The following is a 22,207-nucleotide window of genomic DNA, read 5'->3' on the forward strand; positions in this document are numbered from 1 at the left end:
GGCATTCAATATCATTATTCCGTATTAAAACGACTTTCGTTTGGATTTTTTGCTAATATAAAAATGACCTACACGATAAAAATACAATGATAGATGTTTTATGAATCGCCATTTATTTAAATTTAAACAACATCAGCTATTTTTCCGCTTGTTTGGGCGGCTGCTTCGTTCAAAAATAATATTGAATTTACGTCGTGGATTGATGCGTTTTTTGCCCTTTTTACGCCTTGAAAGCCAAGCAACAGATACCGTGTATATGTCATGGTTGGTTGATATTGATCTCGTCAAACAGCGTTTTCCAGAACCGATTCGTTTATGGGAACATCAAGGCAAAACGATTTTTAGTATTTTGTTTTATCACCATCATCATTTTGGGCTTCATTGTTTTAGGGCAGCTCGGAAGATATTTCCATCTCCACGACAAAGTAATTGGCGTTTTTATTTGGCAGATGATTTGTTGCCTAAGACAGTGATTTTTGAACAAATTGTGGTGGATAAAATGCTATATGTCATGGGTGGTCGAGTGTTAAGTGATGCCATGCCTGCCCAATACGATCCGAATTTTCAACATCAGGTAAAATCTACTGCAAATGATTTAGACATTCATGCCAAAATCCATATGGATGAACGTTATTGTTTAGATGTAACACTAAAAAATGTTGAAGATAAACAACTCACTGGACAGTGGGCCGAAATATTTCCTGAATGGAAGGACGCTTTAAAATTTTTTGTTCCGCAAGAACATGTTTGGGTGGAATGTGTCGATCAACCACAGCAGCTTTCACAAGGAAATATTCAAATCGTCAGTGATTTTGAACAAATCCGTGCTTTAGAAATACAACACCTAGATTGTCCTTTATTGGCTGAATTTGGTATAGGTGCCGATAGTCAGCCCTTGTGTTTTTTTATACCTAACTTAGATTTTCATGTGATGGGTGAAAACCCCATAACATCAAAACAGTGTGAAGGGGATGAGAATGAGTCGGCATACTTACAAAAATCATCGTAGTACTTGGGTTGAGTCCTGTATTGCTTTTATTTTAAGTTTGACTTTTTTATTGAAAATCCGTCGTGTATTGATGCGATTTTTACCTTTTTTAAAGCTACAAAGTCAAGTTAAAAATATCGTCTATTTATCTTGGTTGGTGGACATTGAGCACGTTCGTTCGCGTTACCCAGAACAGGTACAGCTTTGGGAAAAACAAGGCAAAACGATTTTTACCATATTAACCTACCAACATGCGCATTTTGGATTCTCTTTTTTAGGAAAATTACGCAAACTGATGCCATCTCCTCAGCAAAGTAATTGGCGTTTTTATATTGATCCAAAACAACAAGAGAAAACGGCAATTTTTGAACAAGTTGCGGTAGATCAATTGTTATATGTTTTGAGTGGGCGTTTGGCAAGTGATGCAATGCCTGCACAATTTGCAACGGTATTTCAACATCAACAACACGCAGAACAAGTCCATACCCAAATATCAATCGATGCTCGATACCGACTCTCAAGCTCGATACGGCTGAATGACGAACAACAATTGCCTGCTGCATGGCAAACGTTTTTTGGCTCTTGGGATAAGGCGATACGTTATTTGGTTGATCAAGAGCATGCTTGGGTGGAATGGGTGGATCAGCCAAGCAAAATGTCACAAGGCGATATCATTATGCCTTTTGATTTTAGTAAAATTCAATCCGCTCAAGCATTGGCGGTGGATTGTCCATTACTTGAAGAATGGGGTGTAAATCCACAGGATGCATTTGCTTTTGTTGTGCCAACTTTAGATTTTTATGTAATGAACGAAAATCCTGTTGCGTAAATATACATGAGCCATAACATCTGTGGATAAAGTTTAACTTATACACAATTACATATACATAATGATTGGGAGTATTGTGCAAATGAACTGGCTACTCGTCGCATGCGGTGGCGCAATTGGGGCAAGCTTGCGTTATGGCACTGGATTCATTATTTCCAAACCGCACAGTTTATTTCCTTGGACAACGTGGTCAGTCAATTTATTTGGCTGCTTTTTGGCGGGTATCTTTTTTGCCTTAAGCCAGCGTTATCCTATTTTACACAATGAAGCTCGACTTTTATTTATGGTGGGGATTTTAGGTGGCTTTACCACATTTTCAAGCTTTGGTTTGGAAACATTTCAATTGATTCGACAAGGACAATTGCCCATCGCCTTGGCTTATAGTATTTCAAGTGTGATCTGTGGTGTGGTGTGCTTAGCAATTGGGTTTTATATTTTTCAAATCATGCTAAATAGTAGATAAAAAAATAGCCTAAAGGGAGGAGCACTTTAGGCTAGGGTTAAAAAGTTAAACTGAAAAAGAAAAAATTAACGTTTAAAACGTGCAAAACGTTTGTTAAAGCTTGCGATACGACCTTCATTATTGATTTGACGCACTTCACCTGTATAGAACGGATGCGAAGCACTCGAAATATCTAAAGCAACATAAGGATATTCTTGACCTTCGTATTCACGTGTTTGTTTGGTCTGAATGGTGCTGCCAATCAAAAAAAAGGCATTGGCATTGGTATCGTGAAACAGAACTTGGCGATATTCAGGATGGATATTCGGACGCATTGTAGACTCCAATCATTTTTGTATTTAATAAAATGTTATAACATAACAAATAAAATGTAAAGTAGATTCTGAGTGTTTAAAATGAGCATGAGAATATTAAAAAGTTATTTTGTAAATGAAGAAACAAAAAATGAAGCCTAAACTGGAGGATGTGTTTAGGCTTCAAATTAAGTTTACTTTAAAATGCCATACTTAAAATAGACTGAATTAAAAATTGCAATAATCTTAATTTTGCTGAGGTAATAACTCTTCAAATAAATCACTTAAATCGTCATGTACTTTCAGTTGAATCAAATTCCAATAATGTCCAGAAATAGTACGATTGACCATTAATGTATCGGGTGAAGGTTTGAAAACATCCCAATATTTTAAGGATTTTTTCACCAATTTCATGCCATCATGATGCGCAGAATTTTCAGCAAAATCATAGTGTGTGGTCAGTGGACGTAATAGAACCTCAAGCCATTCTTGGTATAATTCTTCAGGAAACTTACCTTTTTCAGCCAGAGCATCCAGTGCGGTTAATTCATTTTCAATGGTACTAATATCCGCTTTACGACCGGCACGTACTAAGTTTTTAAAGTGTTGGATAATTTCATTGGATAAGGTTTTAACCCCACCAAAATCATAAATAATCACGCTGCCATCTTCACGAAAAGCGAAGTTGCCTGGGTGTGGGTCACAATGAAAACGTTTTAAGAAAAATATTTCTTGCCCCAAAGCTCGAATCAGACGCTCACCGATTTGGTTGCGAATGCTTAAATCCCACGTACTGGCTGTTTCGATGCTTTCACCTTTTTCTAAGCTTAACGTCAAAATACGACGGCTAGAAAACTCAGGAAAAACTTGTGGAATAATGATTTGGCTATCTAAGGCTTGGTGAAAGGTGCGGAAAACTTGCAGGTTTTGTGCTTCGATTTCATAGTTTAATTCTTCATGTAAACTGTCTTGAATCTCTTTAAATAAACGATCTTGCAGTTTTTTATCAACTTTCAAAACGCCCATTAAACGTAAAGCCAAACGAACTTGTTTGAGGTCACTTTCACAGGCCTCATCTACGCCTGGATATTGCACTTTAACCACGACTTGGTCGCCATTGGGTAGTGTTGCTTTATGTACTTGCCCAATCGAAGCTGCGGCAAAAGGTTGTTCTTCAAAGTGGCTAAACACTTGATCTAAAGGTTTACCGAGTTCTTTTTCTACTTGTTTTTTGATTTCAGCAAAAGGCATTGCAGGAGCTTGGCGTTGTAATTTTGCAATGGCTTTGGCTACTTCTGGCGGGAAAATGTCTTTATATTGAGAAGCGATCTGTCCAACTTTCATGACCGCACCTTTCATCTCCCCAAGTGTATCCGCAATTTGTAAGCCGATGTCTTGGAAAAGTTTACTGCGAGCTTCATTTTTTTTATCTTCATCAGCATTAAAATTGCGAATAGAATTGGACACAGTTTTGGTGGCGATACTTGCGGTCATGCCTGCAAGTTTCATAAAACGGCGACCGGGCGTACTTGAATTTTTAGACATTCAGACAAATCCTTAAACTTTGATGAAGTTTTTCTGATTTTAATCATAGGCGACTATTCTTAAACTGCCTATTTTAAATTGTTAAGATATTGTTTCTGCTTCGCTATTTTTTAAATATGTTTTTATCTATTTAATCTTACATTAATTATTTACGCAGCGTTAAAATGATTTTAATTTAAAAAATGAATTATGACTATGAAAGTTTATCGTTATTTAACAGGTAAAGATGATGTGAATTTTTGTGCTCGGGTGACTAAGGCGCTGAATGAAGGTTATGAACTGTATGGTTCGCCCACCATGACCTTTAATGGTACTGATGTAATTGTGGGACAGGCAATTGTGAAAAATGTTGCAGATGAAAATGAAGTCCCGCAAGGCTTGAAAGATGCGATAGCAAAGCAATGACTTTAATAACTCCTTACCTAAATTAAAGTAAGGAGTTTGATATAAAAACAGGCTTAATTTCTTAAATCTGACTTAGTCGTTTATTAATCACCAACAAGCGACTGATTAACAGCACACAAGCAATAGTTAAACCGACAATCAACCCTGTCCAAACCCCTGCTGCGCCCATTTCAGTATAACGTGCTAGATAAATGCCTACTGGGAAGGCGATCACCCAATAAGAAAACATAGTGATCCACATCGGGCCTTTGGTGTCTTGCATACCCCGCAAACACCCAGCAGCACTGACTTGCCAAGCGTCCATCAGTTGGTAGCCAATCGCAAATAAAATCAAGTAAATCGCCACTTGTGAAACTGCAATATCTGAGGTGTAAGCAGCAACAATTTCAGGTCGTAAAAACCACATCAGCAACATAGTGAATGCCGCAAAGCACGTTCCAGTTAATAAACCAACCCATTGAACTTTACGCATCGCAGCCCAATTTTTCTCACCATAATACATTCCAACACGGATGGTCAGCGCAATCGCCAAAGACATGGGAATCATAAACAACTGAGAGGTGATGGAAATCGCAATTTGATGTGCAGCAACGGTAATATCCCCCAGTGGACTGAGAATAATCGCACCAGTGCTAAAAATGCTAACCTCAAAGAAAATCGCTAAGCCAATCGGTAAACCAAGCTTTAAAATTCTTTTGATCAAAACTGGGTTAATTTTTTCCCACTGTTTCAACGGTTGGGTTTTTTGATAAGGTTTGGCTTTAAAAACATAAATAGCCAAAGCGATAAACATCAGCCATTGCAAAATTGCAGTGGCAAAACCACAGCCTGCACTCCCAAGTTCTGGAATTGGTCCAAGCCCATACATGAAAATAAAGTTCAATGGAATCAATACCACCAAAGCCAGCAAACTCAGTACAGTGACAGGACGAGGATAACCCATCGCCTCAGAATAACTGCGCAATGCAGCATACATTGTCACCGCAGGCATACCAAAACCAATCGCATGTAAGAACAAACTTGCCTTTGGAATCAAGCTTTCAGGGACATTAAACAAAGGCAATAAAAATGGCAGAATTTGCAAAATTAACCCTGCGATGATGCCTAAAACTAAACCAATCCATAAAGATTGACGCACAATCGATGGGATTTTCTCAGGTGTACGTGCGCCTTGTGCTTCAGCGACCAATGGGGTGGCTGCAATCATAATGCCACTAAATAATAGCATTACAGGAATCCATAAACCCACACCAACAGCAATTGCTGCCAAGTCTTGTGCGGATAAATGTCCAGCCATGATCGAATCGATCAGACCAAAGCCTGCTTGGGCAAACTGTGTGACCAAAATGGGTAGCATTAAATGAAAAAGTTGCTTTAATTCAAAGCGGGTCGTAGTGGCAGCATGATTTGACACGTATTACTCGTTTTAAATGTGCTTAGAAAAATGAAGGGTTAGCGTTGTAGAGTGAGAAGCACACCAATAAAAATCACCACGCCACCGAAAAGACGTTGCCAATTGAGTTGAGTTTTTTCAACACCAAGCCAGCCAAAATGGTCTAATAGCATTGACATCATAATTTGTCCAAAAATGATCAAACCAGATAAGGTCAAAAAGCCCAGTTTTGGCGCAGTATAAATGCTGATGCTGATGGCATAGACACCTAAACAACCACCAAGCCAGAGATACCACGGAATTTGTCCTAAACTTTGTAAAGTTGGTTTAGGTGTGGATTGAAAAAACACAAAAATTGCGAGCACTATTGTACCAATTAAAAATGACAAAAGGGCAGCTTGTAAAGGGGAGTGTAAATATTCTCTTAGCTGGGTATTGATCGCAGTTTGAACGCTCATGGCAATGCCAATTCCCATTGCCAAAGGTAACAATAAGAGAAATTGGCTGGTGAGTTTCATCATGTTGTTATTATCTCCATCCTTGATGATTTTTAGTCTAATGGAAATAAATGACTTGTACTAATCGAAAGTGTGAAGTCATGCTAAAATTATATATTCTCCAAAAACATCTGAGCTTTTCCTTGGCTGATTTAAATCCTCAAAATATTCCTCTTTCTCTTTATATTCATATGCCGTGGTGTGTGCGTAAATGTCCCTATTGTGATTTTAATTCGCATGCGGTACCTGATGGAAAATTATCATTAGAACTTGAACAAGAATATTTACAGGCATTGGTTGAGGACTTTAAAACACAAGTTGAGTTTGCGCAGGGACGTGAAATACATAGCGTTTTTATCGGTGGAGGAACGCCATCGCTCATTTCAGCAAAAGCCTATCAATGGTTATTTGCCCAATTAAAAGCGCTTATTCCGTTTGAACAGAATTGTGAAATAACCTTAGAAGCCAATCCTGGTACAGTGGAACATGATCCTTTTGCAGATTATTTGCAAGCAGGAATTAACCGCTTATCGCTAGGTGTGCAAAGTTTTAATCCTGAACATTTACATAAATTAGGACGGATTCATTCCAATGAGGATGCAATAGCCGCAATTCAGCATGCCAAACACGCAGGTTTTAAACGCATCAATGTCGATTTGATGCATGGCTTGCCTGAGCAAACTTTAGAGCAGGCACTTCATGATCTTAAATTAGCTGTGGAAAATGGTGCAACGCATATTTCTTGGTATCAATTAACCATTGAACCCAATACTGTATTTTTTCGCACGCAACCGATTTTACCTGTTGAAGATGTTTTAGCAGATATTCAAGCACAAGGTGAAGCCTATTTAAAAGCACAGGGTTTTGTGAATTATGAAGTCTCTGCTTGGCGTAAAGAAAAATCATCGGCACATAATTTAAATTATTGGCAGTTTGGCGATTATTTAGCGATTGGCGCAGGGGCACATGGTAAAGTGACTCAAGCGGATGGCGTATATCGTTTTCAGAAAACTCGTTTACCTAAAGATTATTTAGTCAAAGTACCTGCTGAACATTTGCAATTTAAACGGATTGAAGATGAAGATTTGCCGTTTGAATTTATGATGAATGCGTTGCGTTTGATGGATGGTGTTCAAGCGCAGTTATATGCAGAACGTACAGGTTTGGATTTGGCTGATTTGGATGAGATTTTAAATTCATTACGTCAACGTCAGTTGATGGTGAATGATACTGAGGTTTTAAACTGTACTGAAAAAGGGCATGTATTTTTAAATTCAGTATTGGAAGCGTTTTTGTAAAGACGCTACTGTCAAAAGTTTGATTTTTGCTATGATAATGCAAGGTATAAACTGAGCGCATAATAATGAAAAAAATTTTGATGGCATTGATCTGTTCAATGCTCAGCGTCACTGTACTACATGCCAAAACTAATGTTCCACAATTTTCAGATTATCCAGTCAAATCCGTTTATACAGGGAAAACTGCACAACTCGATCTGTCTGATGACTATGCACGTATGTTCCGTACCCGATTACGTGATGCCTTAAAAGAAAAACCTGATTTTGCTGGTGAATATGTCATCACGATGTGGGGCTGTGGAGCAAGTTGTCGGATGTATTCCTTTGTGAGTAAGCGTACTGGAAAGCTATTAAATGCAGGTTTTGGTGGCGAGCAAAATGCTGAAGATGTGATTGCAAGTAAAGCCAACAGTCGTTTATTGGTCACACAAGAAGAACATACCAATGAGAATTGGGAGGTCGAAAGTTTAACGACTCGTTTTTATATATTAGAGAAAGGTAAATTTAAACTCTTAAAAGCTGTGAAAACTGCTGCACCGAAAGAAGAATAAGCCTGATTTTTTTAAAGCTTTTTATATAAAAATCAACGCTGTGATTCAGCGTTGAATTGTAAGTGTAAAATAGGGTAAGGCTTGCCTTGACCATCTAATTCAGATCTTGAGATCACCTCAAATCCAAGTTTTTGATAAAAGCCAATTGCTTGAGGATTTTGCTCATTTACATCTACTTTCCTAATATTTAAGCTTTCTAATACAAAAAGAGTTAAGGCTTTGCCAATCCCTTGACCTCGAAAGTCAGGCTCAATAAATAACATTTCAATATTGTCATGGCTCGTGCCAACAAACCCAATAATTTTTCCGTCTTGGATATATTTGTACAGAACAACATGCTGGAAATATTCATTCAAAATTAAGGGTTTTAGCCTGATGATTTCGTTTTCTGGCAAAAAATCATGTGTTGCTCTGACAGAACGTTCCCATATTTCAATGAGGGTGGGAAAGTCTTCTTTGGTGGCGATGTGTATCATAGTTCATCCAATGTCGATATTTTAGTTGAATAAAAAAAGAGCGCCGAAGCGCTCTTTTACTATTCTAACTTAAAATCATTCAATCTTAGTAATCAAAACTAAAATGTTCAGCTTCAAGTGCCATCATCGTTTTAGATGGATTGACCATAGATTCAGCATGACCTTGTGCACGCGGTAACAATTGTTCAAAGTAGAAATCAGCGACTTTGATTTTTGCTTTATAGAATTCAGGAACTTCTGCGCCAGTGCCATCAGCTAATTTTTCAGAAGCAACGGCTGCTTGTTGTGCCCAGTAATATGCCATCATTGCATAACCAGAGAACATCAAGAAGTCTACAGATGCAGAAGACACGATGTCACGGTCTTTACGTGCAGCAAGCATGATACGAACAGTTAAAGCGTTCCACTGTGCACAGATTTTGGTTAAATCCCATGCAAAACGACGCATATATTTGTTACGTGCATGTTGACCACAGAATTTCAAGATTTCAGCAGTGTATTCACGTACTACTTTACCTTTAGAAGAAAGTAGAACCTTACGACCAATTAAATCAAGTGCTTGTACACCAGTTGTACCTTCATACAAAGTTGCGATACGTGCATCACGAGCAATTTGTTCCATGCCATGTTCTTTGATATAACCATGACCACCAAATACTTGCATACCATGATTTGCTGCTTCTAAGCCCATTTCAGTTAAGAAGCCTTTTAGAATTGGGGTATAGAAACCAAGTTTGTCATCATATTCATCAAATTTTGCTTGGTCGCCTTGTGCAAGTGCATCCGTCATTTTATCTGCAAGCTGTGCTGCATGATAAATCATTGAACGACCACCCTCAGCAATTGCTTTTTGGGTCAACAACATACGGCGTACGTCAGCATGATGAATGATCGCATCTGCCACTTTTTCAGGATCTTTTTTACCCGAAAGCGCACGCATAGACATACGTTCTTTTGCATAAGGTAAAGCACCTTGGAAAGAAAGTTCAGCATGCGCTAAACCTTGAACCGCAGTACCAATACGTGCAGTGTTCATAAATGTGAACATTGCATGCAAACCTTTATTTACTTCACCAATCAAATAACCTGTTGCACCGTCAAAGTTTAATACCGCAGTTGCAGAAGCACGGATTCCCATTTTGTGTTCGATTGAACCACAAGTTACTGGGTTGCGTTCACCAACACCGCCATCCGCAGTTGGAATGAATTTAGGAACGATAAAGAGTGAAATTCCTTTTGTGCCTGCAGGAGCATCTGGCAGACGAGCAAGTACGATATGAATGATATTTTCAGTTAAATCATGCTCACCCGCAGAGATGAAGATTTTTGTACCTGTAATCGCATAAGTACCATCTTCTTTAGGTTCTGCTTTGGTTTTCACTTGACCTAAGTCAGTACCACATTGTGGCTCAGTTAAACACATTGTGCCTGACCACGTACCTGCAGTTAGGTGTGGCATATAGGTTGCTTTTTGCTCATCAGTACCAAACTGCATGATGGTGTTCATACAACCCATACTTAAGCCTGGATACATGGTAAATGACCAGTTGGCAGTACCCATCATTTCAGATTTGATTAGATTTAAAGACATTGGTAAGCCTTGACCACCAAACTCTTCTGGATATGACAAACCTTGCCAGCCACCTTGAATAAACTGATCGTACGCTTCTTTAAAACCTTTTGGAGTAGTTACTTCGCCATCTTTAAAGTGACAGCCTTCTTCATCACCAGATTGGTTCAAAGGAGAAAGAACATTTTCACAGAAATCTGCTGCACCTTCTAAAATCATATCAACCGTATCTGCATCGGCATTTTCACCGATAGAAAGCGTTTTATAATGCGCAGAATAGTCAAAAACTTCATTCATTAAGAAGCGAATATCACGGAGCGGGGCTTTATATGCTGGCATGTATTTAATCCTAATTTAAAAATAGTTGTGGATTTTTTAACGATGGTTTTATTATTCATAATTAGATGCAAATTACATTGATAATAGTCACTAAATAAAATGTCAGAAAGGCTAATTTGTAAGAATTGGTACAAGCTATTTTGTTTTTACTTTGCTATAATTTTAACCATTTTTAAAAATACTCTTTTAAAGACTTCTGTTGGTAATTATAATTATTCAAGGTGTTAGGCAATCTTATGCGATTAAAATATTTAAGTTTAAGTCTATTCAGTTTAAGTTTAGCGGCATGTTCATCTCATGTCATTAAAACCAATCCTAGTCATTCAGACTTAGATCCCGCACAACGTGCAAGCAAAGCGTTAAACGCAATTTATGAATATCCAAGTTTTGACTATTCAGGTCAGGTCAAGGTCAATTTAGCTCAAAATCAAGGGGTGAAAACAAGCACTCACGCCAATCCAGAATTGCGCTTAGAGCCTGAAATTGAAAGAAAATTAAACCAATATTTAGCAGCACAAAACATCAAACTCAACACAACTGAAAAACAAGCACTGTATAAAAATGTCGCAAAAAAAGATGTGGCTTCATTGGCTGATGTGCTCGGTAAAGGGGCAAATTTTGTTGAAACAATGTTGAACGATTTAAATATCCAGTATGACGGTACGGTCAATTATCGTCAGAAAATGGCTTCAATGAATATTTCAACTGAGTACAAAAAGCCAAATTTATTGGTAGCTGTTCGTATTCCGACAGTAGTGGATTTTAACGACTATAAGTTTTACACGCAGATTTTTTCATTGGTTCCTTATTTAGCCAATCCGCAAGACCAAGATAAGTATGCTTATTTTGATTTTTCAAAATATAAAGATCACATTTCTAAAGTGAATAAACAGGCGTTGATTGAGTATTTGAAACAGTCGAGCGCAACAAGTTATGCCTTGGCTTCGCAAGATCAGTTACAGAGTTTACGCTTAACCGATGCTGAAAAGCAGCAAGGGATTGTGGAAAAAATTCGCCTTAACAGCAGTGTAGAAGAGTTGTTTTTACAAGCAAATTTATATAACACGGTGAACCGTGAATATTTAATGCAATCCATATTTGGTGTAGATGCCGCAGCAGTAGAGCAATCAGCGATAGAAGCTTTAACTGCCCAAGCCGTGGCAGAAGCGGCTGCTGAGCATGCAGACGCTACTGAAGATGAGCAAGATGAAGCGACTGCTGCGATGTACAAACTCTATGAAGCAGTGAATAAAACCGTTTTAGATATTTCCGATGAAGATGATGAAACTGCAGTAGCAGAAACAATGACAGCAACTGAGGATGCTACCGCGGCGGCAGAGGAAGCGATTGCAGCAGCTGCAGAGGCGACGGCAAGCAGTGAAGATGATGAAACAGTCTCAGATGATGAGGAGTCTGCTGCTGGTGCATTATTAACAGAGCAACAATGTGAAGATTTAACTAAAAATAAAAATAATCTTCGTATGGGCGATGTCGCTTATTGCCAATATGCTTATGAAATGGATGTATTTGAAGCAGCTTCATCACCATCATTGCTAGAAATGCAATTATCGGAAAAAAATAGGGCATTGACTGCAAAATTTGCATCTTTAGGTTCAAAAGGTGAGTTAGTTACGGCTCAACGCTTTAAACAATTATGGTCAGAACACCAAGCTGATATTGATGCTGTTTTAGTGCCGAAAGCTAAGCGTAATCCATTCATTATGGATATTTCGCTAGATCAACAAGGGCGCATGGTCAAAGCCGACTATGATTTAAAATATGATCTTGATGAATTTGATCGTAAATTAAATGTTAAGTTTGATATGCAGTTCAAAAATTATGGCAATGCCAGCAAAATCGATCGTCGAATTTTAAATCAAGCTAAATCATTTAAAGAGATCTTTAAAGGCAGTCCAATGCAACAGGTGTTTGGGGCTACTGATGCAACATCTGGATCTCAAACAGTCGAGTTTTCTGAATATTTAAATCAACTGGCAGAAAAGCTTTATCAACAAACACAGTCTTATGAAAAAACCTATAAAGCCGTGTTTATTGCAAAACTTACTCATGACTATCCACAGATTGTAAAACAGTATTCAGCACAGGATTTACAAGAAATTGCAGCGGTTTATGCCTATTCTTATAGTGATGAGGATATTTATAATCTGAAAGGTCAAGCTTTAAAACAGATTGAAGCGCTTCAGAAAAAACATCATTTGGAAGAGGATGAACAATTTGATCACGACATGGGGAATGATGTAGATGAAATCGTGGTTGAGGCAATGACAGCACAAAAAAGCGTGCTTGAAATGCAAAAACTATTAAAGCAATATAAAACCACCGAGGCAGTATTTGCACATTACTATAAGCAAAAATTTGATGAAGAAAATGGTGTAGACGCAGAGCAACAACAAGAGTTTGATAAGACTGTGAAGGTGTTAGGAAAAGCTTATGTGGCATTAAAAAATAACAAATTTAAAGCCAGTATTGTTTCAAGTTTAACCGAAGACTCAGTTGAATTTATTGATTATCAAATCTTTAAAGAAACCTATGAGGCTTTAAGTGCTGCCAACTTGAAGTAAAAAGTGAAGACTTTAAAAGAACCTCTACGGAGGTTCTTTTTGTTTTAAAGCGAAATCATTTTTTAAAGAAAATCTTTAATATTTGGCTTAACCCCATTCCAGATATAAAACGCTTCTATTGCTTGTCCCACCAACATCCCAAAACCTTCAGCTATTGGAACATTACGGGCTTTGGCCTGATCTAGAAAAGTGGACGCTTTGCCATATGCCATTTCATATGCATGATTAAACCTTAAAGTTTCAGGTAAAACCAAGACATCGCCTGATAAACTGGCAGAAGTGGCATTGATCACAATATCAAACGTACCATGTAAGTCATCTAAACTACATACAGATAATTCCGCCTCAGGTACTGCATCTTTTAAGTCTGCAATTAGTTGTTTTGCACGTGCAAGGGTACGATTAGCAATGACGATTTTTTTTACACCTGCCTGTACTAGAGGGTAAATCACCCCTCGGGTTGCGCCACCTGCACCGATGATCAAAATAGAGGCGTTTGCTAATGACCAGTCCAGTGCTTGAATCGCTGCAACAAGACCTTGACCATCCGTATTGTCACCATGTAGTTTGCCATCTTCCATCCATAAGGTATTCACAGCTTTGGCAATTTTGGCACGTTCAGAAAGATGTTCACAAAGCGCAAAAGCTTGCTCTTTAAATGGCACGGTAACATTCATCCCACAGCCATTTTCAGCAAAAAAAGTAGCAACGCTGTCTTCAAAACCATCTAAAGGCGCAAAACGTTTTACATAATCAAGTTCAACGCCTGTTTTGGCAGCAAACGCATGATGTAATTCAGGGGAACGAGATTGTTCAATGGGATTACCAATAACGGCAAACTGTTTGCGCATATTGCAACATCCTTGGACTTAAATGAGCCTAATATACGTCAAAAATGCGCGGTGCTAAAGTCGAACAAGAATATTGAAAGGAAAATTTAAGGATTACAAATATCACGGATGGTATTGACAAAAATAGCACTCATATTAAAACATAAGCCTATGATTGCTAAAAATATTAAGCTAAAACCAAAATTATCATGAAAGGCTTGTTCTGAAAAAATCACAGTACTGATCGCACTCATTAATGCTATAAAAAGTGTGCAAAAAATGACACAGTTTAGATTGATAGATTTAGTGTGCATTTTAATTTCCTGTAGTTTGAGCGTACAAAATAACAGTTGAATACGTCATTTTGATGTCATTCAAGCTGAAGAGCATTACCAGTTTACGTGAAATATCGCTGAAATGGATTTAAAAGCTGTATGCAAATGTGACAAATTATGCCTATAAATGCTAAGACACTATAAACCCTTGAGATATTAAATTTGTCGTGCAAGATCAATTTTCAAAAAAGAACCCTAATGCTCATACTCTCGTCATTAGGGTTGTGAAATTGAGATTTTTTTATTGAGTTTTGAGTTCCTTGAACCAATCTCTTGGTTTTAAATAATATTCCGTTAAGCGTTTTTCTGGAGAATTTTCATCCCATTCAGGACGATATGACCATGCTGCAAGAGGTGGCATACTGACTAAGATTGATTCAATGCGCCCACCTGTTTGTAGTCCAAACAAAGTGCCACGGTCATAAACTAAGTTATATTCCACATAGCGACCACGACGGTACAGTTGGAAATCACGCTGTGCTTTGGTATACGGTTGATTTTGATGTTTTTGGAAAATAGGTAAAATGGCATTGAGATAACCATTACCCACCGCTTGAATATATTCAAAGCATTTTTCAAAATCCCATTGATTTAAATCATCAAAAAATAAACCACCGACACCACGCTGTTCGTCACGATGTTTTAAATAAAAATAATCATCACACCATTGCTTATGTTGTGTATACACATCATCACCAAATGGCGCACATAGGTCATGGGCTTTTTGATGCCATGCTAAAACATCGGCATCATCTGGATAAAATGGGGTTAAATCAAAACCACCACCAAACCACCAAACAGGATCTTGACCTTCTGGTTCAGCAACAAATAAACGCACATTGGCATGTGAGGTTGGAACGTTTGGATTTTTAGGGTGAATTACCAAAGAAACGCCCATGGCTTGGGCTTTTGCACCTGCAATATTCGGATGACGCTCCGTCGCAGACGCAGGCAGTTTTGAAATGTTGATGTGTGAAAACATCACACCGCCTTTTTCAATCACAATACCATTTTGTAAAACACGTGAGCGACCACCCCCACCTTCTGGGCGCTCCCAATCATCAATTTCAAAGGTTGCTGTGCCACCACTTTCGAGTTCTCGTTTTTCTAAGCCAGCGCAGATTCTTGCTTGTAAATCAAGGAGAAATTCACGTACACGCTGAATATCAGCTGAAGTTGGGTTCTGCATAATGACCCTCATAAGGAAGATTCAAATTGAAAAATGACTAATTCAAGTATATAAAAACATAAAACCATAAAAAAAGTAAGGTTTTGTCTGGTCAAATGCAATCGAATGATGAATGGCGTAGCTAAATGCGCATGCTTTGCTAAACACGCTTTGCCAAATAAGCCACGATATATCAAATATAGCGTTTTCGTAGAGGCAGAGGTTTGATGTAAAAGCATCAAGCAAATACTTGAATTATTATAGCGAGCCGATCAGAATGAACGACAGATCAGTAGGTGATTTATAGATTTTTATTGCTGTGGTCAATAACGTGGCTTTTAGAGTTGGTGTAAATATGGGTACTTCTTTAATTCAAAAATATAATGTTCCTGGACCACGCTATACCAGTTATCCAACGGTACCGTATTGGGATGAACAAACATTTTCATTGCAATTATGGAAGCAAACATTAAAACGTTCTTTTGATGAATCTAATCAAACTGAAGGGATTAGTCTTTATATTCATTTGCCATTTTGTGAAACTTTATGCACTTTTTGTGGTTGCCATAAGAAAATCACCAAGCGCCATGATGTTGAACAACCTTATATTCAAGCAGTCCTCAAAGAATGGGATTTGTATTGTCAATTACTGGGCGATACTCCCAAAATTAAAGAAATCCATTTGGGCGGGGGAACACCAACCTTCTTTTCTGTGACACATCTACAGCAGTTGATTCAGGGGATTTTATCCAAAGCAAGTATTGTAGAAGGGCATGAGTTTAGCTTTGAAGGACATCCGAACAATACCACGCGAGAACATTTACAAGCCTTATATGATCTCGGTTTCCGTCGAGTGAGTTTTGGTGTGCAAGATTATAATGACACAGTACAAAAAGCGATTCATCGTATTCAGCCCTTTGAAAATGTTGAAAATGTAACCCAGTGGGCGAGAGAGATCGGCTATGTATCTATTTCTCATGACTTGGTTTTCGGGTTGCCATTTCAAAATTTAGATGATGTTTTATTTACGATAGAGCAAACTAAACGCTTAATGCCAGATCGTTTGGCATTTTATAGTTATGCGCACGTGCCTTGGATTAAGGGAAATGGTCAACGGGGTTTTAAAGACCATGACGTTCCAAAAGATGATTTGAAGCGTCAGTGTTATGAAGAAGGTAAGAAAAAGCTTTTAGCGCATGGTTATCATGAAATTGGCATGGATCATTTTGCTTTAGCACAAGATGGCATGTATCAATCTTTTAAAAATCAAACATTACATCGTAATTTTATGGGATACACTGCATCTAAAACGCAAGTCATGATTGGCTTGGGTGCTTCCTCGATCAGTGATAGTTGGTATAGCTTTGCGCAAAATGAAAAAAAATTAGAAGACTATTATGCACGACTTGAGCAAGATGAAATTCCTGTGGTGAAAGGGCATGTTTTGTCACAAGAAGATTTAATTATTCGTCAACATATTTTAAATCTGATGTGTGCTTTTGAAACCTCTTGGGCTGACCCAGCCATGTATTTTCCTGAAATTTCAGATGTGCTTCAGCGACTCCAAGAAATGCAAAATGATCATTTGCTCGTGATTGAGCAAGAGCGAATCATGATTACTGAGCAAGGCAAACCTTTTGTACGCAATATTTGTATGGCTTTTGATTTGCATTTAAAACGTCGAAAACCTGAAACACAGATTTTCTCGATGACGATTTGATTGGACAGTGAGAAACCTTATCGCCATATAAATCTTGCTTTACAGCATGTGATTTATATGGCTGAATTTTATTTATCAATCATCTAGAAAAGTACTGTTGAAAAGGTGGTGATTTAAAAATCATCCTGATCATACATATGTGACATACGATCATGTTTGGTTTTCAAATAATCTGCATTAAACTTATTTAAACCGACTGTCAACGGCACACGATCTACCACATCAATGCCTAAATCTGTTAATGCCTTTAATTTTAAAGGATTATTGGTAATGAGTTTGACTTGTTGAACCTGTAAATGATTGAGCATAATGCTACACATATCGTAAGTACGTGCGTCAGCAGGTAAATTTAACAACAAATTCGCATCGACTGTATCATGTCCTTGATCTTGCAAGGCATAAGCACGGATTTTATTGGTAAGCCCAATCCCACGACCTTCCTGACGTAAATATAAAATCACGCCTTGACCTTCATCATTGATCATTTGCATCGTGTTGTGCAATTGTGGACCACAGTCACATTTGAGTGAACCAAAAGCATCACCTGTTAAACATTCAGAATGAATACGAACCAAAACGGGTGTGGTTGGGGGAAGGTCTAAACCTTTTGAAAGTGCGACATGTTCTTCACCAGTTTTAGGGTCTTGAAATACGGTGATTTTAAAATCACCAAAAGCAGTTGGTAATTTTGATGTTGCGACAAACTCAATAGGCACAGTTTCTTCCATCAATTTCTGATAAATTGGCTAAAGTATAGCGTAATGCTAGGGCATTACTATATTCGTGAACCATGAATTTATACAGAATAATTTCTTTTTTGTATAAACAACACGATAATGGTTGATAAGTACTAAGATTATTCAGGATAATCGCAGCACAAATATATGCTGAATTGAAATGATTCAAATTGGCACTACTATAAATGTGGCCGTTCGAATGTGATATTATTCGTTCTCACAATTACGCTAACCCGTTTACCTAGCTTAGGATTTGCCAGGCTTAAGAAGGCTTTGCCACATATGTTGTATACCGAAATACCAAGTCAACGTCCTGTTACGCCATTGTTAAATGGGATTGACCATCCTCAGCAATTGCGTCAACTTGCGCAAGACCAATTGGCACAAGTCGCGGATGAGTTACGTCAATATATTATCTATGCTGCTGGTCAAAGCGGTGGGCATTTCGGTGCAAATCTTGGCGTGATCGAACTGAGTGTAGCTTTACATTATTGTTTTAATACGCCATACGACCGTTTGGTTTGGGATGTGGGTCATCAAGCGTATCCACACAAAGTCTTAACTGGTCGTCGAGAACAAATTACTACCATTCGTGCCAAAGATGGTTTAGCGGCATTTCCTGCCCGTGAAGAATCTGAGTTTGATGCTTTTGGCGTAGGACATTCTTCTACTGCGATCTCAGCAGGGCTGGGGATGGCTTTGGCAAGTCGTTATCAAAATACGCCACGTGAAGTTGTTGCCATTGTCGGTGATGGTGCAATGACTGCGGGTATGGCATTTGAAGCAATGAATGATGCGGTTGCTCACAATGCTGACTTGATGGTCATTTTAAATGACAATGATATGTCGATTTCGTGCAGCACGGGTGGATTTGCCAAGCATTTAGCTGCTATTTGGGAAAAAGGTCAGTTTGTAAATATTGACGCACAAGGTCAAGCTTTTATCCAAGAATGTCCTGAGTGGACATATACCTCTCGTTTGCACCAATCTGCAACAGATGCCGCAGATAACTTATTTAAAGCGATTGGTTTTGATTATTTTGGGCCTTTTGATGGGCATGATGTTGATCAACTTGTACAAGTATTCAATGCCCTTAAAAAACGTAAAGGACCACGTTTAATTCACATTTATACAGTGAAAGGCAAAGGCTTTGCACCTGCTGAAGCAGATCAAATCAAATACCATGCGATTGGCAAAATTAATGCCACACCAAGTCAAAATACAGCACCAAAATATTCAGATGTATTTGGACAATGGTTATGTGATGAGGCAGCACAAGATGAACGGCTTTTAGCCATTACGCCTGCTATGTGTGAAGGTTCAGGTATGGTGAAATTTGCCAAACAATTTCCTGAGCGTTATTTCGATGTTGCGATTGCTGAACAGCATGCGGTGACTTTGGCTGCTGGCATGGCATGTGAAGGTTTAAAACCTGTGGTTGCGATCTATTCAACGTTTTTACAACGCGGCTATGACCAACTGATTCATGATGTTGCTTTGCAAAATTTAGATGTGACTTTTGGGATTGACCGTGCAGGACTGGTGGGTGAAGATGGCCCAACCCATGCAGGTGCATACGATTACGCATTTATGCGTACTGTACCGAATATAATCATCATGGCGCCAAAAGATGAAAATGAATGTCGCCAAATGCTACACACTGCGTATTTGCACCAAGGTCCAACCGCAGTACGTTATCCGCGTGGCAATGGCTTGGGTGTAGAGATTCAACAACAATTAACTGCGCTGGATATTGGTAAAGCCGAGCTTGCGGCTGAGTTCAATCTTGAACATGAAGATGGAATCAGTATCTTGGCTTTTGGTAGTCGTGTCAGTGTTGCTATTGAGGCTGCAAGAAAATTAGCTGAACAATTAGATATTGCAGTTCGTGTCATTAACATGCGTTTTGTGAAACCATTGGATGAACAAATCATTCAAGATTTGGCTGAAAAAACCAGTTTATTTGTCACTGTAGAAGAACATGCGGTTATGGCAGGTGCGGGTAGTGCGGTAAATGAGTTTTTAGCACAGGCACAGATTGTTAAACCAATGCTGAATCTAGGTTTGCCTGATGAGTTTCTTGCACAAGCGTCACATGCTGAAATGTTGCAGGCTTGTGGTTTAGATGCGCAAGGCATTCAAAACTCAATTGAGCAAGCATGGTTAAAGACGATTCAGCATATTTAACAGCAAGTTAAATGACATATTTAAAAGTTTAGAAACAAAATTTCCCTTTCAGCCTGATTATTTGTTAAAATGGTCGGGCTTTTATGCATTATTCTTTATCAGTATCTTCAAATTTGTAGTGGGTGTTCAATGGAACCTATGGTGGTGATGGCTGCGCGTGCGGCTCAATTAGTTGGTCAAGAGCTTTTAAAAGCGCATCAAAATCGTCATAAACTCGATCTACAAGTCGAAGAGAAAGGGATTGATGGACCTGTAACGCGTGTAGATCGCTACATCGAACAGTTAACCATTGATACGCTTCGTAAAAGTTATAAAAATCATAGCTTCCTAGGTGAAGAATTTGGACTACAAGAAGGGAAAGGTCACGATGCTGATTGGTGTTGGGTGATCGATCCTTTAGACGGTACTTTAAACTTCATTAACGGCTTTCCACATTTCTGTGTTTCTATCGCTGTTCAACATAAAGGCATCACACAGCACGGTGTTATTTATGACCCAGTGAAAGATGAACTTTTTTCTGCAAGTCGTGGTCGTGGTGCGATGTTGAACCAACGCCGTATTCGTGTAAATGTAAAAGACAGCCTTGAAAATACCTTTATGGGTGTGGGGCATGCTTACCGTGCCAAACGTAATGGCGAAATCGTTTCTTATGCGAAAAACCATTTTGAATCACTTTTAAATGTCACTGAAGCTGGCGCACAATATCGTCGTGCAGGTTCTGCTGCATTAGACTTGGCTTATGTGGCTGCGGGTCGCTTGGATGGTTATTTTGAACTTGGTTTAAAACCTTGGGATATCGCTGCAGGCGAGCTCATCGTGAAAGAAGCGGGCGGTACAGTGGTTGATGCACGTGGTGGTTCTGATTCTATGGAAAACGGTCAAGTGATCGCATGTTCGATGAAAATGTTAAAACCATTGATGCAACAAGTTGTTCCTGCTTGGGGTGAAGCTGCGAAATAATTTTTAATTATTTGTGTAGATTGAGTTTTGAAAAGCCTTCATGTGAATGAGGGCTTTTTTATGTCATACATAAAATCATAGACTATTATTCCAATAAGGATGATTAAAACTTGAGAATACATTTAATTGGGCTCGGTGGTGCAGGTAAAACCACAACAGGGAAATTACTTGCGAAGAAATTGAATATTCCATGTTTTGATTTGGATGAATACTTCATTGAGAATGTAGGAGATATTTCACAATTTATCAATGAACGTGGTTATGAAGCTTATGCCAAGCGAAATGTCGAATTGTATGTTCAGTTAAAACAAAGTCTTGATAAAGGTGAGCGCGCAATCTTAGTTTGTTCATCAGGTTTTATGACGTATGCTGAAAATGTAGTTCCTGAATATTTACAGTTGAAACAAGATATCGAAAATGATCCAGTCACTTTTTTACTCATGCCGTCACTGGATTTAGAGGAATGTATTAAAATTATTGTAGAGCGACAGCTAAAAAGAACGTATTTAAATACAACTGCTGAAAAAGAAGAAATAAAGGTACGTACAAGATTTGATATTTATAATAATTTGAGCTGTTATAAGGTTTTAACAAATAGACCAGTAGAAAATTTTATTGATGAAATTCGCCAATGGATTATCAATTCAAGGTAGGGCTGATGAAACAAGTAATTGACTGGTTAAGAAAGATAAGAGAAACATTTTCACTTGTTAAAACAATACGAGAAATATAGGATTTATCGTATTAATGGTGCTATGTAAATGAAATTGATAATAATCATAAATTTTAGATTTAGATAAGGAAAAGAGATTTGTTGAGTATGCATATATCGCTCACAGGAAAAAACAATAAAACTGCGTGACATTATTTTAAATTCTGCTATACTCTGCGCACGCACTAAATTCGTTCATTACCTGAACATTCTCTTCTATATTGTGTATGCGCGTCCGGTCCAAAGAGAGGACAATATTTCGCGCCCCACCCAATCGCCTAAGCGATTCCTTCAGGTTGCGGCTGTAATCATGTGTGCGTTATACGCAT

20 protein-coding genes are annotated in these 22,207 nt (G+C 38.3%); 11 read left to right on the forward strand and 9 right to left on the reverse strand.

The window, feature by feature from the left end:
* The first annotated feature begins 100 nt into the window (after positions 1 to 100).
* The 3 genes from HUS24_RS12435 (at position 101) to crcB (ending at position 2,280) form a co-directional block, all read left to right on the forward strand.
* Positions 101 to 1,009 carry a DUF2071 domain-containing protein gene (locus HUS24_RS12435; protein WP_173912288.1) on the forward strand — a complete coding sequence of 303 codons (909 nt, stop codon included), beginning with the start codon at positions 101 to 103 and terminating at the stop codon, positions 1,007 to 1,009.
* A complete protein-coding gene (locus HUS24_RS12440) occupies positions 978 to 1,817 on the forward strand; it encodes a DUF2071 domain-containing protein (RefSeq protein WP_173912289.1) in 840 nt (279 codons plus the stop codon). The genes HUS24_RS12435 and HUS24_RS12440 overlap by 32 nt, the downstream gene beginning before the upstream one ends.
* A gap of 82 nt (positions 1,818 to 1,899) precedes the next feature.
* The gene (crcB, locus tag HUS24_RS12445; protein ID WP_173912290.1) at positions 1,900 to 2,280 is read left to right on the forward strand and encodes a fluoride efflux transporter CrcB; all 381 of its coding nucleotides are present in this window, start codon (positions 1,900 to 1,902) and stop codon (positions 2,278 to 2,280) included.
* 65 nt (positions 2,281 to 2,345) lie between these two features.
* On the opposite strand, the gene HUS24_RS12450 is transcribed toward crcB, so the two are convergent.
* Positions 2,346 to 2,594: a type B 50S ribosomal protein L31 gene (locus HUS24_RS12450; RefSeq protein WP_065994051.1), complete on the reverse strand. Its 249-nt coding sequence runs from the start codon at positions 2,592 to 2,594 to the stop codon at positions 2,346 to 2,348.
* A 225-nt stretch (positions 2,595 to 2,819) separates the two neighbouring features.
* Positions 2,820 to 4,118: an AarF/ABC1/UbiB kinase family protein gene (locus HUS24_RS12455; RefSeq protein WP_173912291.1), complete on the reverse strand. Its 1,299-nt coding sequence runs from the start codon at positions 4,116 to 4,118 to the stop codon at positions 2,820 to 2,822.
* A 195-nt stretch (positions 4,119 to 4,313) separates the two neighbouring features.
* On the opposite strand from HUS24_RS12455, the gene HUS24_RS12460 reads away from it, so the two are divergent.
* Complete coding sequence (locus HUS24_RS12460) at positions 4,314 to 4,523, forward strand: DUF1737 domain-containing protein (RefSeq protein ID WP_173912292.1); 210 nt, start codon at positions 4,314 to 4,316, stop codon at positions 4,521 to 4,523.
* Positions 4,524 to 4,584: 61 nt separating this feature from the next.
* Here HUS24_RS12460 and HUS24_RS12465 read toward each other — a convergent pair whose 3' ends face one another.
* Positions 4,585 to 5,937 carry an MATE family efflux transporter gene (locus HUS24_RS12465; RefSeq protein ID WP_173912293.1) on the reverse strand — a complete coding sequence of 451 codons (1,353 nt, stop codon included), beginning with the start codon at positions 5,935 to 5,937 and terminating at the stop codon, positions 4,585 to 4,587.
* A 38-nt stretch (positions 5,938 to 5,975) separates the two neighbouring features.
* Positions 5,976 to 6,437, reverse strand: coding sequence for a DMT family transporter (locus tag HUS24_RS12470; RefSeq protein WP_173912294.1), 462 nt, complete (start codon positions 6,435 to 6,437; stop codon positions 5,976 to 5,978).
* Positions 6,438 to 6,556: 119 nt separating this feature from the next.
* Here HUS24_RS12470 and hemW point away from each other — a divergent pair, with 119 nt between their 5' ends.
* A complete protein-coding gene (hemW, locus tag HUS24_RS12475) occupies positions 6,557 to 7,711 on the forward strand; it encodes a radical SAM family heme chaperone HemW (RefSeq protein ID WP_173912573.1) in 1,155 nt (384 codons plus the stop codon).
* A gap of 65 nt (positions 7,712 to 7,776) precedes the next feature.
* Positions 7,777 to 8,262, forward strand: coding sequence for a hypothetical protein (locus tag HUS24_RS12480; protein WP_173912295.1), 486 nt, complete (start codon positions 7,777 to 7,779; stop codon positions 8,260 to 8,262).
* 32 nt (positions 8,263 to 8,294) lie between these two features.
* Here HUS24_RS12480 and HUS24_RS12485 read toward each other — a convergent pair whose 3' ends face one another.
* The gene (locus HUS24_RS12485) at positions 8,295 to 8,738 is read right to left on the reverse strand and encodes a GNAT family N-acetyltransferase (RefSeq protein WP_173912296.1); all 444 of its coding nucleotides are present in this window, start codon (positions 8,736 to 8,738) and stop codon (positions 8,295 to 8,297) included.
* Positions 8,739 to 8,823: 85 nt separating this feature from the next.
* Positions 8,824 to 10,647: an acyl-CoA dehydrogenase C-terminal domain-containing protein gene (locus HUS24_RS12490; protein ID WP_173912297.1), complete on the reverse strand. Its 1,824-nt coding sequence runs from the start codon at positions 10,645 to 10,647 to the stop codon at positions 8,824 to 8,826.
* 236 nt (positions 10,648 to 10,883) lie between these two features.
* Between HUS24_RS12490 and HUS24_RS12495 the strand changes: the two genes are divergently transcribed.
* On the forward strand, positions 10,884 to 13,229 hold the full coding sequence (locus HUS24_RS12495) for a hypothetical protein (protein WP_173912298.1): 2,346 nt from the start codon (positions 10,884 to 10,886) through the stop codon (positions 13,227 to 13,229).
* A 62-nt stretch (positions 13,230 to 13,291) separates the two neighbouring features.
* Here HUS24_RS12495 and aroE read toward each other — a convergent pair whose 3' ends face one another.
* Together aroE and hemF are read right to left on the reverse strand one after the other, a co-directional pair.
* The gene (gene aroE / locus HUS24_RS12500) at positions 13,292 to 14,080 is read right to left on the reverse strand and encodes a shikimate dehydrogenase (protein ID WP_173912299.1); all 789 of its coding nucleotides are present in this window, start codon (positions 14,078 to 14,080) and stop codon (positions 13,292 to 13,294) included.
* Between the two features lie 555 nt (positions 14,081 to 14,635).
* On the reverse strand, positions 14,636 to 15,583 hold the full coding sequence (hemF, locus tag HUS24_RS12505) for an oxygen-dependent coproporphyrinogen oxidase (protein WP_173912300.1): 948 nt from the start codon (positions 15,581 to 15,583) through the stop codon (positions 14,636 to 14,638).
* 334 nt (positions 15,584 to 15,917) lie between these two features.
* Between hemF and hemN the strand changes: the two genes are divergently transcribed.
* Complete coding sequence (gene hemN, locus HUS24_RS12510) at positions 15,918 to 17,282, forward strand: oxygen-independent coproporphyrinogen III oxidase (RefSeq protein WP_173912301.1); 1,365 nt, start codon at positions 15,918 to 15,920, stop codon at positions 17,280 to 17,282.
* Positions 17,283 to 17,395: 113 nt separating this feature from the next.
* Here hemN and ribA read toward each other — a convergent pair whose 3' ends face one another.
* Positions 17,396 to 17,998, reverse strand: a complete 603-nt coding sequence (ribA, locus tag HUS24_RS12515; protein WP_173912574.1) for a GTP cyclohydrolase II — start codon at positions 17,996 to 17,998, stop codon at positions 17,396 to 17,398.
* Positions 17,999 to 18,301: 303 nt separating this feature from the next.
* On the opposite strand from ribA, the gene dxs reads away from it, so the two are divergent.
* The 3 genes from dxs to HUS24_RS12530 all read left to right on the forward strand — a co-directional run bounded on the left by dxs (position 18,302) and on the right by HUS24_RS12530 (position 21,819).
* Positions 18,302 to 20,206, forward strand: a complete 1,905-nt coding sequence (gene dxs, locus HUS24_RS12520; RefSeq protein ID WP_173912302.1) for a 1-deoxy-D-xylulose-5-phosphate synthase — start codon at positions 18,302 to 18,304, stop codon at positions 20,204 to 20,206.
* Positions 20,207 to 20,335: 129 nt separating this feature from the next.
* Positions 20,336 to 21,166 carry an inositol monophosphatase family protein gene (locus tag HUS24_RS12525; protein WP_173912303.1) on the forward strand — a complete coding sequence of 277 codons (831 nt, stop codon included), beginning with the start codon at positions 20,336 to 20,338 and terminating at the stop codon, positions 21,164 to 21,166.
* Positions 21,167 to 21,276: 110 nt separating this feature from the next.
* Positions 21,277 to 21,819, forward strand: a complete 543-nt coding sequence (locus HUS24_RS12530) for a shikimate kinase (RefSeq protein WP_173912304.1) — start codon at positions 21,277 to 21,279, stop codon at positions 21,817 to 21,819.
* Positions 21,820 to 22,207 lie beyond the last annotated feature (388 nt).

The organism is Acinetobacter sp. Marseille-Q1618, assembly GCF_902809855.1.
Taxonomy (GTDB): domain Bacteria; phylum Pseudomonadota; class Gammaproteobacteria; order Pseudomonadales; family Moraxellaceae; genus Acinetobacter.